General features: G+C 37.7%; 11 protein-coding genes. 4 read left to right on the forward strand and 7 right to left on the reverse strand.

Translation table 11 applies throughout. From position 1 onward, the window contains the following. Positions 1 to 175: 175 nt before the first annotated feature. Positions 176 to 685, reverse strand: coding sequence for a DUF421 domain-containing protein (locus NYE67_RS16480; protein ID WP_340730578.1), 510 nt, complete (start codon positions 683 to 685; stop codon positions 176 to 178). Positions 686 to 1,279: 594 nt separating this feature from the next. Between NYE67_RS16480 and NYE67_RS16485 the strand changes: the two genes are divergently transcribed. The 4 genes from NYE67_RS16485 (at position 1,280) to NYE67_RS16500 (ending at position 5,534) form a co-directional block, all read left to right on the forward strand. Continuing rightward, the gene (locus NYE67_RS16485) at positions 1,280 to 2,011 is read left to right on the forward strand and encodes a conserved phage C-terminal domain-containing protein (RefSeq protein ID WP_340730579.1); all 732 of its coding nucleotides are present in this window, start codon (positions 1,280 to 1,282) and stop codon (positions 2,009 to 2,011) included. Continuing rightward, on the forward strand, positions 2,008 to 3,264 hold the full coding sequence (locus NYE67_RS16490) for a replicative DNA helicase (protein ID WP_340730580.1): 1,257 nt from the start codon (positions 2,008 to 2,010) through the stop codon (positions 3,262 to 3,264). The genes NYE67_RS16485 and NYE67_RS16490 overlap by 4 nt, the downstream gene beginning before the upstream one ends. A 2-nt stretch (positions 3,265 to 3,266) precedes the next feature. Beyond that, entirely contained in the window at positions 3,267 to 3,749 is a 483-nt protein-coding gene (locus tag NYE67_RS16495; RefSeq protein WP_340730581.1) for a hypothetical protein, read from the forward strand. 495 nt (positions 3,750 to 4,244) lie between these two features. Beyond that, entirely contained in the window at positions 4,245 to 5,534 is a 1,290-nt protein-coding gene (locus NYE67_RS16500; RefSeq protein ID WP_339213934.1) for an RNA-binding domain-containing protein, read from the forward strand. A 256-nt stretch (positions 5,535 to 5,790) separates the two neighbouring features. Here NYE67_RS16500 and NYE67_RS16505 read toward each other — a convergent pair whose 3' ends face one another. The 6 genes from NYE67_RS16505 to NYE67_RS16530 all read right to left on the reverse strand — a co-directional run bounded on the left by NYE67_RS16505 (position 5,791) and on the right by NYE67_RS16530 (position 13,119). After that, the gene (locus tag NYE67_RS16505; protein WP_340730582.1) at positions 5,791 to 6,270 is read right to left on the reverse strand and encodes a hypothetical protein; all 480 of its coding nucleotides are present in this window, start codon (positions 6,268 to 6,270) and stop codon (positions 5,791 to 5,793) included. Positions 6,271 to 6,568: 298 nt separating this feature from the next. Continuing rightward, complete coding sequence (locus NYE67_RS16510; RefSeq protein ID WP_340730583.1) at positions 6,569 to 8,668, reverse strand: ADP-ribosylglycohydrolase family protein; 2,100 nt, start codon at positions 8,666 to 8,668, stop codon at positions 6,569 to 6,571. 22 nt (positions 8,669 to 8,690) lie between these two features. Then, positions 8,691 to 9,839: an ADP-ribosylglycohydrolase family protein gene (locus NYE67_RS16515; protein ID WP_340730584.1), complete on the reverse strand. Its 1,149-nt coding sequence runs from the start codon at positions 9,837 to 9,839 to the stop codon at positions 8,691 to 8,693. A gap of 9 nt (positions 9,840 to 9,848) precedes the next feature. Beyond that, positions 9,849 to 11,309 carry an ABC transporter substrate-binding protein gene (locus tag NYE67_RS16520; RefSeq protein ID WP_340730585.1) on the reverse strand — a complete coding sequence of 487 codons (1,461 nt, stop codon included), beginning with the start codon at positions 11,307 to 11,309 and terminating at the stop codon, positions 9,849 to 9,851. Positions 11,310 to 11,333: 24 nt separating this feature from the next. Then, positions 11,334 to 12,212 carry a carbohydrate ABC transporter permease gene (locus tag NYE67_RS16525; protein ID WP_340726040.1) on the reverse strand — a complete coding sequence of 293 codons (879 nt, stop codon included), beginning with the start codon at positions 12,210 to 12,212 and terminating at the stop codon, positions 11,334 to 11,336. Between the two features lie 13 nt (positions 12,213 to 12,225). Beyond that, a complete protein-coding gene (locus NYE67_RS16530; RefSeq protein WP_340726041.1) occupies positions 12,226 to 13,119 on the reverse strand; it encodes an ABC transporter permease in 894 nt (297 codons plus the stop codon). Positions 13,120 to 13,133: the final 14 nt, after the last annotated feature.

A 13,133-nucleotide genomic window follows, 5' to 3' on the forward strand; every position in this document is an offset into this window, starting at 1 on the left:
TATTCTGTTGATTTTACTATACCGACTTTGAAACAGTTATGTAATTGGGGATTGAAAAACCAAAAAAATTTAAAAGCAGAGTAATTAAATCATCTATCAATAGGCCATAAAAAAAATGTGCCAAAATCCTTGATCATAAAGGATTTTGGCACTCATTGAATTCCTATGAAGTTCATTAGCTTTCTCTAGTTATTTTTACATTAGCCAAGGTATTTCCCAGTTCTCCGCTAATAACTGATAAGCTGCCATCGTTTTCAAGAACAATCGCTTTAACTTCCTTTAAGTCTCCGATTCCATCATTCCTTACAGACTGCAGTATATCGCCCTCGCTAATTCTTTCTTTTTTCATCGTTTCTCTAAGAAATGAGCCATTCAAATAGAGCAAGCTCGGCTCGGACTTAATGATTTTATTAAATTTTTTCCAACGTACAGATGTGAATGTCAATAAGAATTGCAATAAAATCATCAGGACAAATGCTAACAGTCCCTCTAGCAAGCTCACATTTTTATTCAATAAAATTGTCGAGAGTATAGAACCAAGTGCTACCGTTACCACTAAATCGAAAGCATTTAATTGGGTTAATGACCGTTTCCCAGAAGTCAGCAGAAAGAAGACTAGACCGACATAAGCAAGAATGCCAACAGTGATAATTCGAATAAAACTGTCTAATGTTATTGAGAACATGCTACCAGCTCCTCTCCGTAATTATTAGGGTAAAGATTTTTAACGAGTAAATTCTCACAACCATTGAAGCTACTATACCTACTCTCTATACCCTATTCGTAACTTCCAAATTCTCAATGCACATTAAATCTTGATTACAAAAAAGTACATCTTGAAAAAATTAAGATTTAATTTCCCCAAATATCCGTACATATTTTTCTGTAATGATAAATTATATTAATAAAACAAACCCCTTTTTATTATTCTAAAATAGAATTTCTTCTGTTTTTTCGAGCATTTTTTGACCCGCTTTTCCCCTTATTTCCAAGACCAAATCGCTCCCTTCCATCGACCCGTTCTAATCCCCTCATGAACGACTCAATAAAATCCCATCATCATGTGCTCAAAAAAGTCTGCTCAAAAAGATTTAATTATTTTTTTAATTATTTTTATAAATATATATTGTTGCGTTAACACGCAACTGCATGTTTTTTTCTTTAGGGCAACTCCCATTCGGATCTCCCCAAAAAATTATTTTCAGTTTCATGTCCCTTTTTTTGATTATGGATGCCATATATAAGGCAAGACAGTATTTCAAAATTGGGAGGTTGGAACATGAAAGTATTAGTGAACGATAAACAATTACTTGTATCACACAGTTTGGCAGTTCGAATCGGTGTTGAGGAGGCATTATTCCTGCAGCTGCTGCATTATCGATTAGAAAAGAACGGTGTAGAGAAGGAAGGACATATTTGGTATCGCCAAACGTATGAAGGGTGGGCAAAGCAATGCTCCTATTGGAACATAACGAAAGTAAAAAGACTCATAACGAAATTAGAACGCTATCAACTGATCCTTTCCTCAAACAAATTGAACAGTTTCGTTACCGACCGTTCGAAATGGTACCGAATCGATTATGAAAAAATTGATAAGCTGCTTCAGAAAAAAGTTTATACCCAGGAAGAGCTGTTTCCAGAAGAGCCAAGCTTACGTGAAAAGAAAAAAATGAAACCAAATAATGACCCTAGTAATGATATTGCAACCATCATTCACTATTTAAACGAAAAGACAAATAAGCACTTTAACGAACATTCAAAAACGAGTAACCGCCTCATCAAAGCGATTTTAAATGAAGGCTATACGGTGGAAGACTGCTATTTAGTCATTGATGAGCAAGTGAGAAATTGGATGCACGACCCGCAAATGTATAAATACTTAAGGCCGATGACATTATTCCGTTCGGGTAATTTTGAAAGCTATTTAAATAATGCCCTCGCAAGAATGCAGGATAATGATTACGTCCCGGCACCTGTCGTACTTGATTTTGATGAAGGTGATTATGAATGATTAAAAAGGAATTTTTAGAGCAAAGCATTTTAGCAACGATGCTCGAGGAAAATTATTTAATACTCGATAGTCAGCTCAAGCCGGACATGTTTTACGGCCAATACCACCGACAGCTTTTTGCACTCATGCAGCAACTCGCAAATGAAGGACATCCAGTAGACTACTTAACACTAAGTGCACGGTTTGAACAGATTGAAGCGATTGGGATTTCCTATGTGACGGAGCTTATGAGGTTTGCTAATGCCGAAAAGTTCGACGATTATGTCCTACTGTTGCGGGAAATATGGCGCGAGCGGCAAAAAGGCCAAATTTTATTTCAGGCAGCTGAAGGTGATTGGGCGATTCCGCAAATTATTGAGCGCCTTGATCATACACAGCTCGAAGGAAATCGGACAGATACAACGATCACGCAAACTTTAGTCGCAATGGATAATCGACCGTGGGAGGAAGTGCATACACCCGGACTCATTATCCCCCATATTAAGGACCTCGAGCTACTAATCGATGGTTTCCGACCAGGCGAGCTGACGATTATCGCAGCCCGCCCTTCCATGGGAAAAACCGATGTGATGAACAATTTAGCCCTTTATGCAGGCTGGCAAGGACATTTGCCGATTATCTTTTCATTGGAAATGAGTAAAACGATATTGCTCGATCGGCTCATTGCGACAACAGGTCAATACTCTCGGTTAAAAATGCGCGACCCGAAGCAATACTTTTCAGAAGAACAAAAAAAGAACTGGATTCAAGTACTCGAACGGGTCAATAAATCGAGCATCGAAATTGATGATCGCAGCTCTTTAACAATCCCGCAAATCCGCAGCCAAGCCCGCCGTATTATTCGGCAAAATGAAAACAAAACACCGATTATTTTAATCGATTACTTGCAAATTATTCAGGCAGACCGTGATGAGGAATATGCAGCCATCGCCATGAGCAAAATTAGCCGCGCCTTAAAGCAAATGGCAAAGGAGTTCAACTGCCCGGTCATTTGTCTATCCCAACTCAACCGCAATGTGGAATCCCGTGGCAATAAGCGCCCTCTTATGAGTGATTTACGAGATTCGGGCTCCATCGAACAGGATGCAGACGTCATTATTTTGCTGTACCGCAACTCGTATTACGAACGAGAAGAGACCAATACCCCCGATGCATTAGAGCTCATCGTTGCCAAAAACCGCAATGGTCCAACAGGTACAGCTATGGCCCATTACAACAAAAAAACAGGTCATATTTGGACAAGGGAGCGATAGAAATGGAGAAACAAACCGTTTATACACTGCTACTTGAGATGATTAAATACGAGGAAAACTTCGGTGCTTACTGGATTTACCTCGCTTTAAAGAAAGGCTATTTGCAAAAGGGAGACGACCCATCGCGTATATACGAAGTCCCATTTACTGAGGAGGAAATTGCCGAAATCCGTGAAATGAATCAACGCGACGTACTCGGCATCAATCGCATCAAGCTGTATGCAACAAGCGTTTCCCCTACCCAGTACGCCCTATACTTTGCCCAAACACCATATGATGCCCAAATGCTCCATGCCTCTATTTACGGCACTAAACCAACAAAGTGGCACAGCATTTACAACCAGCACAAGTACACAAGCATTTACCATCAAGAAACGGATGAGGAAATTTATATGTTTATATTGAAGGAGCGCATTAAGAAATTTCCTTATTATGTTGGGGAGGTTGCTGTGGAGAGTGTGAAGGAGAAGAGTTTGGTTAATTAGATTGATTAAACTAAATAGGAGTCTTCCAATTCGTATATTTGGAAGGCTCGTTAATTAAAGGAACAAATTTCCGTTATTTTAACATTATTTCTTAAATCAGCAAAAATAGCGGAACAGTTTTCCGTTATTCAGTAAAAATCCATGAAAATAATGCCTCTAGGACGGAATAGCGGAACTTTCTTCCCTTATTTTCACATTATTATTTAAATCAGCGGCAATAGCGGTAAATCTTTCCCTTATTTATTAAATAACTTTGAAAATATTAATCCCAATAATTAAACACTTAGAAGCCTACCATTTGATCACTGATTGAATTTAACAAATACGCTATCTAATAACTGCATGCACTATTTTATATTATTATTAATTAGCATATGATAAATGTATCATTTATTCTGCTATTACATATAACTCTATAATAGGCATTATTCTTATCAATTGATTAATCGATTATAATCGATTATTTTTTACCTATAATCGGTAGAGGTGAATGAAATGAAAATGAAAGAATCACCGACTTTACAATTTAAGCGGGAATTAACCGATGCTATTAAGCGGGAAATTATTGCTTTTGCAAATACACAAGGTGGCGAGCTTTATATCGGCGTTGATGATGATGGGTCAATTATTGGTCTAGAAAATGCAGATAAAGTACTCGAATCGGTTTCGAGTATGCTACACGATAGTATCCAACCAGACATTTTAGTGCATACTTTTTTAGAAATTATTGAATTAGAAGGTAAGAACGTTGTAAAAATTAGTGTTGCGAGAGGTACTCGTCGTCCTTATCATTTAAAAGCAAAGGGTATGAAACCATCAGGTGTCTTTATTCGCTATGGAACATCTGTTACAAATGCCTCCGAAGAAAATATCCGACAAATGATTATTGAATCGGACGGTACCAATTTTGAAACAATGCGAAGCTTACAACAAGAATTGACGTTTACTGAGGCGAAGAGAATTTTTGATGAACAAAACTTAAAATTCGGTCCAGAACAAATGCGCACCCTCGGACTAATCACAGAAGACGGCTATTATACAAATTTAGGTCTACTTTTCTCCGATCAATGTGAACATACGATAAAATGCGCACGCTATTTAGGTAATGACAAAATAGAATTCCAAGACCGAAAAGAATTTAGCGGCTCGATTTTAAAGCAAGTGGAAGCTGTCTATGAATATTTATCACTCAATAACGCAAAGCATGCCCATTTTGAAGGACTTAAAAGGATTGAAACTGAAACCTATCCCAGCTACGCATTACGTGAAGCACTCATAAACGCATTCACACACCGTGATTATAGTTTTAGCGGAAGCATCCTCATCCACCTCTTCCAGGATCGACTGGAGCTTGTTTCAGTTGGTGGTCTCGTGAAAGGCTTAACGCTAGAAGATATTGAATTAGGCATCTCGCAAAGCCGCAACCCAAAACTTGCAAATGTTTTGTATCGATTAAAATGGATTGAAAGTTACGGCACAGGCTTACAACGAATGAGAGAAAGCTATAAAGGCAGTGTAATGGAACCGTACTGGACGGTTGGACCGAATGCTTTCGTCGTAACACTTCCTAAATATATTTCACTCACGCCTACTGATGAAAATGAAGCATTATCTAACTGGCTAGCACAAAGTAAAGAATTTACTGCAAGAGACCTCGAAAATTATTTGAAAAAAAGTAAAGCGACAGTGCGGAAAATTCTTGAGGAATTAATACAAAGCGGACAAATTATGCGGGTCGGCAGCGGACCAAAGACAAAGTATCAGGTTTTATCTAATTACGAATAATATCAAATACATGAGTCTTCCATTTTGCATATTTGGAAGGCTCGTTAATTAAAGGAACAAATTTCCGTTATTTTAAAAATATTTCTTAAATCAGCGAAAATAACGGAACAGTTTTCCGTTATTCAGTAAAAAACCATGAAAATAATGCCTTTAGGACGGAATAGCGGAACTTTCTTCCCTTATTTTAACGTTATTTTTTCAATCAGCGGCAATAGCGGTAAATCGTTCCCTTATTTATTAAATAACTAGGAAAATACTAATCCCAATAATTAAACACTAAATCCCCTACCGTCTGTGATCTAAAATGATTCATAAAATGAAGCTCCACATCATTCAGGTCATTTTCATTTAATAGAAGATTCCCACTGCCACTAGCTTGAAATGCTAACGGCTCTGTTAATTGCGCTACGGTTAATACTTGATAAGGATTTTCAAACAAGCTGGCCAATAATGGATGATCAATAAATTCTAAGCCCCCCATCTCACAGTTACTTGTGAAAGCTACATAATCATATAGGTCATTATAAAAAATATAGAATGCTTCCCCATCAATTTTCACATGGGCATGAGCATAGCCAACATCAATATCCGGGTCATAAAAGGCCAAAATCCTCCCCTTTAACTGCCCGATATACGAATAGCAATAACCTTTGAATTCAGCAGTACATGCTGCCCCATCCCGTTCAAGTGATAAATCCCCTTTAGTAAAGCCCGTTACGCCTCTTTTTAAAATCATATACAAAGCCCCCTCTAATGGCGTTTCCTTTAGAATGCCATAACCAGTGGAATGAAGCAAAAAAGCACATCCTGATAAAACAAGATGTACCTAAACTTAATTATCGATATTTTTTTGATGAGAAAACTCAATTAACAATAAGTCTTCTGTATCCTTCTCTATGGTATCTATTTCTGGATGATCCCAATATAAAGACTGGACAATTTAAAGTTTTCTAACTCCCATATTTTATGAAGATCTTTCCAACAATTATATAAAAAAAGATTGTGCTAACTTTATAGCTAACACAATCTTTTAACTACGAATTCACATGTATTGTTCCATATTCACAGCTTCCACCAGTTGCTGTTCCTACCCCGACCATTCCCGTTGCAAAACGGTCATCTTCTACTTCTAAATAAACAGTCCCATCAATTGCTAGCGTTAATTTGTTTCCAACTGCGGATGCTTCGACAGTATATTGACGCCCTAACTCTAACGTAAAAGGCGTATTAGCAAGTACATGCACATCCGAATGATCTTTGACAACAATTGCTAGCTCGTTAGTATTTTCAAAACCTAAACGGTAATATCGTTCAATGCCTTGTGCACGTAAAATTAGATGATGGCTGTGACCTGCTAGAGGCTTCATCATTAATTTAACATCTGCATTTTTTAAATAATAATGTCCTGTATAGCTTGAGGCGTCAGTTTCACTTGTCATGACAAGTTGATTATCCTGTAAAGACCACTGCCCACGATGATGTGCAAAGCCTGTTACGGAACGGAATTCAATTGATTGCTTATTAAAATCAATTGAATAGCTTGGCGTACCTGTAATATGGAATTCATCTACATAGACCTTACCAAATGCTCGACACGTTTTGTCTGAATTACTGTAAAGGTGAATCCCAACCTCTTCGATAAATTCTCCATTTGTATCAGGTATTACAAATTCGATTTGTTGCCATTCACTTATCAGTTCAATAGGTGTTGAAGTAAAAATCTTTTGTTCGGTTGTCGTCGTTTTAATATATGGTGTCGCAATAACCGGTTCTCCCTGATATTGATCGATTTTGACATACATTGATACGGTTTGGCCACTATAGGCTGTCGGTGAAAACGTCGGTGCATATTTTTCATCCATAAATTGCTTGCGACGATAAAAGGATTGATAATACAATGTACTTTCATCACCTTCATACATACGATCTAAAAAGATTTCTAATGAACCTGCTGTTCGATAGCCCTCACTGCTATGACGTAAAAATGTTTTAAATGGATAGTTAGTTTTAAAGCCATGCGTTGAGCCTGGAAGTGTAAAATCCAAATAGATATCCGTTTCTTTGTAGCTTTGAACAAGAGCTTCCGGGGCTACCTCATCATTTAAACGATAGCCGATAAGCGCCACTTGTTTAGTAAGTGTAGGTAAATCAACGATGTTTAAATAGCCAGATACACTTGAAGTGACAATAGCATCATTAATAGGCTTCCGATAATGATCCGCAATCCCTTGCAAACCATTCAGTACGCCCACAATGGAACCTACATTTCCTGCATTGCAATCTGTATCCCACCCACACATCGTCGCTATTTCAATCGTGCGGCTAACATCGCCTTGTCCATAAAGCAGTGCTAAAACACAAACTCCTGCATTCGGTATAATATGACAAATACCTCCGTATTTATCGTAGCCCCAGTTGTTTTCTAAATATTCACGGCAGGCGTAAAAATCATCCGGATGTTCTTTATGGAAGTCGAGAACAGCCTCCACTACCTTTGTATATGTACTTTCTGACGGAATTTCATTTAAACCATCTGCAATAATAGCTCGCATCGGTTTTTCCGTGAAAGCAGAGGCAATACAAGCCGCAATAAATCGTGCACCATATAAACCTTCCCCGTCATGTGAAACAGATGCTGTTATTTCAGCAAAATCCGCTGCCTTCTCGGGATTGTTTGGAAATAGCAAACCAAAGAAATCGATAAAAATTTGACCACCGATTTGCTCCGCTAGCAGTTTACCATTGACTTCAATGGAGCCTGATTTCGGCGCTTTGATCCCTCTACGCAAATTCAAATAAGCAGTATGCTCCGTACTAATTTGGTCACCGCCCCACCAAATCATTCCAAGCCCTTCACGCATATAATTTAACCACGTTTTCTCCATGTGCTCTGGCTGAAGCTGATTATCTTTTGCATAATCTAAAAATGCACGTAAAAAAAAGATGGGACCATTCGCATCATCGTCCGCGGAAAACACTGTATAGTCTTTGACATAATTACGAATATCCCCAAATACATCGGCAATGACTTCTGGTGTCCACTCCGTCGGTTCAACAGGTGCTCCTAAGCGAATACCCGCATTCATTGCTAAAATACTTGCGTAAACCTTGTCTACATAGTTAGTCGGGATCATGAAAGATACCTCCAAATTTTATTTATATAATTTGTTGCCTATTTAAAGCTGTTTCGATATCTTCTCGGATAATGGCTTTGGCTATGTTTGAAAAGCGTAATGCTGCATCATCAAAATCAATGCGATTTGTTTCACTTAATAATTTTACGTCTTCTTCATTAATAACGGATTCGCCATACATCGCACCTAAAATTACTCCAGCCATCACACCTATGGAATCAGTATCTCGACCTGAGTTTATACCATCATAAATAGACTCATAAAAAGAACCTTTATTCAATTTAATAAATGCTAATGCTAACGGTAATTCTTCAATCGAAAACAATCGGCTTGGCGTGTAATGATTTGATGGAAGTCCAACTTTCTCCAGTTTACGATGCACGTCATCTCCCATTGGTGAATATGGTGCAATCGCTTCATGTAACACGGCAACAATTTCATCATACGAATGAGTGTCTTTACTTAATGTATCTACACAATTTAATGCCGCTTCGATTGCCATCTTTGTGCCGTCCTTAGCATGCTTAAGGGCTGTTTGTAAAATGGCTTCTACCGTTACATTTGGCTCAAAAGCTTTTGCAACACAGGCCGCTAATACACCGGCTGCCTCTAAGCCATAGCTCACTTGGTGACCGCTCGCAAATAAAACCGCTTCATTATATGCTCCAAGAGGATTTCCCGCATTGACAATACCGATTGGTGCTATATACATCGCTGCACCACAATTCACCATATTACCGTAGCCTCCCTCACGTGGCTCACAATTCGCTAACACATGACGTAAAAAAATATGTTTTTCTGGATAAAATAAACGGTCTATAATAAGTGCCTCACGTTTGAACTCTGGAATAAATGTTGGGCGAAAAGCTATTTCCTTAACAAATTCATTAGCTAAATCATAGGCATCTAAATGGCGTTGTTCCGTTTCATATACTCGACATAATGCTAGTGTCATTAACGTATCATCCGTCACTGTTCCATTGCCGCGATGTCTTCCTAAGTTTACGTCTGCACCTAAATCTTCTTTATACCATTTTGTTGATAATTCAGTTACATAACCATATTGTTCACTTATTTGTCGGCGATTTAACTTTTCTACAGGAGCACCGAGCGCATCGCCCAGTGCTGTAGAAAGTAGGACGCCTTTTACACGTTCATAAAAGTTCGTCATAATTGGCTCCTATTTAATCGTTTCATTTGCATATTGAGTCAATTGTTCGCCACCCGCTTCATTCCACTTTGTTACGAACTCGTCAAATGCATCGATTGATTTTTTTCCAGTAATAATATCTGCTGCATATTCTTTATATATGTTTTCCATTGCATCCCAGTTTGAAATCTGATCTTCCGGAATTGTAAAGTTATTATCTTGTTGGTAGTACTCACCTACCGCTGTTTGAGAAGCTTGCGCTGGTGCACTTAATAATGGTGTTGATTCACTAATTTTCATACCGTAATCAGCATCAACTGGCTCCCAGTATCGTGCAAACCAATTTGCGTAGTAATCTGGTGTTAATTCCGCTGTGTCACCATTCATATTGTAAGTAACGCCCTCATAGCCTAGAGAATCAAATTTCAGACCTGCTGGACTAGCTAGGTAATCTAAAATTTCAAATACGATTTCTTTATTTGGCGATTGAGAAGAAATTGCTAAACCACGCGTTTCTTTTGTTACACTTGTTGCACCGTAGCCTTGTGCTTCACCTTTTGCTGGAGGTAATATCGTTAATGCCGCCGTATCACCGTTCACTTCTTTTTGACGGCTATTATAGAAATCTACAACTTTTCCGTTTGTTCCAACAATAACAGCTGTTTCATTGTTATAGAATGCATCTTCTTTTGTATCCCACGCTTTTGTTAAATATTGATTATCTAAAATTCCCTTTTTGTATAGTTCGCTATAATACTGTAATTTCGCTTTTTCACCATCAGTTACTTTTTTGTAAACATAGCTACCATCTTGTTCAATCCATGAAGTCGTTACACCAAATGCATTGTTAAAGATGAAATCAAGCTCTGCAATATCCCCTGCAACCGTTACACCATTTTTAGTTAAGCCTTTTGCCATTAATTCCTCAAAGAATGCTGTGTAATTGTCTACTGTTGGTTCTTGTAGTAAAGCTTTACCTGCATCTGTTTGCTCTAGGAAATCCGTACGCACAACAGGTACTTTGTTATCAAGGTTTTTAATCCATAATAAATACGGATAGTTTTCTAATCGTGCTTTGTTATGTGGTTGTAAAACATTTTTAATATGCTCCGACTTTTCAATGTAAGGAGTTAAATCTTCTAATAATCCTTGTGCTGCGATTTGCTCATCGCCACCTTGGAAGTAAATTAAATCAGGAATTTCACCACTGTATAGTAGTAGATTTAACGCTTCTGCATAGCTACCCTGTGCTACTTCAACTAGTTCAAATTTCACGTTTAAATCTTTGTCTTTTTTAAGTGCTTCTGCTAATGCATCATAATACTTTACAGCCTCTGGATTTGATGGACCATCATCTTTAAATACAACTTTAATTACTGTGTTACCTTCGTCATCTACTACTGCTTCTGTCGTTGCTTCTTCATTGTCACTACATGCTGCCAAAACTAACACTAGAAGTAGACTTAAGAATAAAACACTCCATTTTTTCATGTAAAATGCCCCCTTAATATTTTTTTATTCTTTAACTCCGCCATCCATTGTTCCCTTTGTGAAATACTTAAGAATAAGCGGATAAAGTAATAACATTGGAATAATCGCCACGATAATGGTTGAAGATTGCAATGAACCAAAATCGAGCGATGCCAGTAATTCTGGTGTCATCCCTTCGACACCTTTAAGCATCGTTTGGTTATCTTGTGATACGACAAATTGGCGTAAAACTACTTGAAGAGGCCATTTGTTCGGATCTGTAATATAAATGGTTGCTCGGAAATATTCATTCCAGTGATACACTCCATAAAACAGTGCCATAGTTGCAAGTGCTGGCTTCGAAAGTGGCAATACAATTGTCGTGAAAATGCGGAAATGCCCCGCGCCATCAATACGCGCCGCTTCAATAATACTGTCCGGAATCTCTTGGAAGAAGCGCATTAAGATAAATAAGTAGTAAACATTAATCGCCTTATACAAAATTACAGAGCCATAGCTATTTAACAGGCCAATATCTTTCATTAATAAATATTCTGTAATCATAGATGGCTCGAATACCATAATGCCGATTAATAGAAATAAGACCACTTTTTTCCCAATAAATTCTGTACGTGCAAGAACATATGCCGTTAACGCCGTTAAGAGTAAATTAATACAAGTCCCTACTATTGTAATGAACAACGAGTTTAATAAGCTTCGAACTATTAACGGGTTCGATAAAATGATCTCGTAGTTTATAAATGTAAAGCCTTTCGGTATAATCCCTAATCCTGATAATTCATTTACACGCGAAGGCTCTGATAAAGACATCGCTAAAATATTTAGCAGCGGGATTATAATGGCTAATGCGAAAAGAAATAGCACAAATTGAATGATCGATTTCGATATTGAAAATCGCTTCATAGTTAATCCCCCTTTACCAGACGCCTTTGCCTGTTAATTTCTTTGATAAGAAATGCGTGCCCAGAATTAAAACTAAGCCGATAACACCTTTAAATAGGCTGGCTGCTGTGGCGTAAGCATACTGACCATTCAATAAACCAATACGGTAAACATACGTATCTAAAATATCAATAACACTTAATACGGAATCATTCATTAAGTTAAACACTTGGTCAAAACCTGCATTCATGAAGAAACCTAAATTTAAAATAAATACAGTGATAACTGTACTAATCATCGCGGGTAGTGTAACGTATCGCATTTGCTGCCACATGCTTGCACCATCCATTTTTGCCGCTTCATAAAGCGCCGGGTTAATTTTCAAAATCGCTGCAATGTATAAAATTGTATCCCAGCCGGCACTACGCCACATCTCTGAAAACACAAGCACCCAGCGGATATGCTCCTTACTCGTCATAAAATCAAGCGACGGTAAATGAAAGAAGTTTCGAATTGTATTAATACCGCCATCTACCGGATTAAGTAACGTAATCCATATCCCTGCAATTACTACCCAAGACAAAAAGTGCGGTAAGTAAGATACAGATTGTATAAATTTTCTATATTGTCCAAAGCGCAATTCATTAATTAGCAACGATAAAAGAATTGGAATCGGAAAAATAAATATAATCTTCATCGTACTAATGATAATTGTATTTAACAAAACGTCTTTAAAAGCGGGTGAACTGAATAATGTTTCAAAATGCTTGAGCCCCACCCATGTATTATCTCCAATAATCTTGTAATCTTGAAATGCGAGCTTCATATTAAAGATTGGAATAATATGAAAAACCGTAAAATAAATTAGACCGGGTAAAAGCATTAAATATAAAACATAGTCTTTTCGTATACGTTTCAATGAACTCATGTTCGAATGCCCTC

Origin of the sequence: Solibacillus sp. FSL W8-0474 (genome assembly GCF_038004065.1) — a bacterium.
GTDB lineage: Bacteria > Bacillota > Bacilli > Bacillales_A > Planococcaceae > Solibacillus > Solibacillus faecavium.

What these genes read in the sequence shown, in the direction of transcription:
- NYE67_RS16480 (WP_340730578.1), bottom strand. Translation starts at nt 685, where the DNA reads ATGTTCTCAATAACATTAGACAGTTTTATTCGAATTATCACTGTTGGC.
- NYE67_RS16485 (WP_340730579.1), top strand. Translation starts at nt 1,280, where the DNA reads ATGAAAGTATTAGTGAACGATAAACAATTACTTGTATCACACAGTTTG.
- NYE67_RS16490 (WP_340730580.1), top strand. Translation starts at nt 2,008, where the DNA reads ATGATTAAAAAGGAATTTTTAGAGCAAAGCATTTTAGCAACGATGCTC.
- NYE67_RS16495 (WP_340730581.1), top strand. Translation starts at nt 3,267, where the DNA reads ATGGAGAAACAAACCGTTTATACACTGCTACTTGAGATGATTAAATAC.
- NYE67_RS16500 (WP_339213934.1), top strand. Translation starts at nt 4,245, where the DNA reads ATGAAAATGAAAGAATCACCGACTTTACAATTTAAGCGGGAATTAACC.
- NYE67_RS16505 (WP_340730582.1), bottom strand. Translation starts at nt 6,270, where the DNA reads ATGATTTTAAAAAGAGGCGTAACGGGCTTTACTAAAGGGGATTTATCA.
- NYE67_RS16510 (WP_340730583.1), bottom strand. Translation starts at nt 8,668, where the DNA reads ATGATCCCGACTAACTATGTAGACAAGGTTTACGCAAGTATTTTAGCA.
- NYE67_RS16515 (WP_340730584.1), bottom strand. Translation starts at nt 9,839, where the DNA reads ATGACGAACTTTTATGAACGTGTAAAAGGCGTCCTACTTTCTACAGCA.
- NYE67_RS16520 (WP_340730585.1), bottom strand. Translation starts at nt 11,309, where the DNA reads ATGAAAAAATGGAGTGTTTTATTCTTAAGTCTACTTCTAGTGTTAGTT.
- NYE67_RS16525 (WP_340726040.1), bottom strand. Translation starts at nt 12,212, where the DNA reads ATGAAGCGATTTTCAATATCGAAATCGATCATTCAATTTGTGCTATTT.
- NYE67_RS16530 (WP_340726041.1), bottom strand. Translation starts at nt 13,119, where the DNA reads ATGAGTTCATTGAAACGTATACGAAAAGACTATGTTTTATATTTAATG.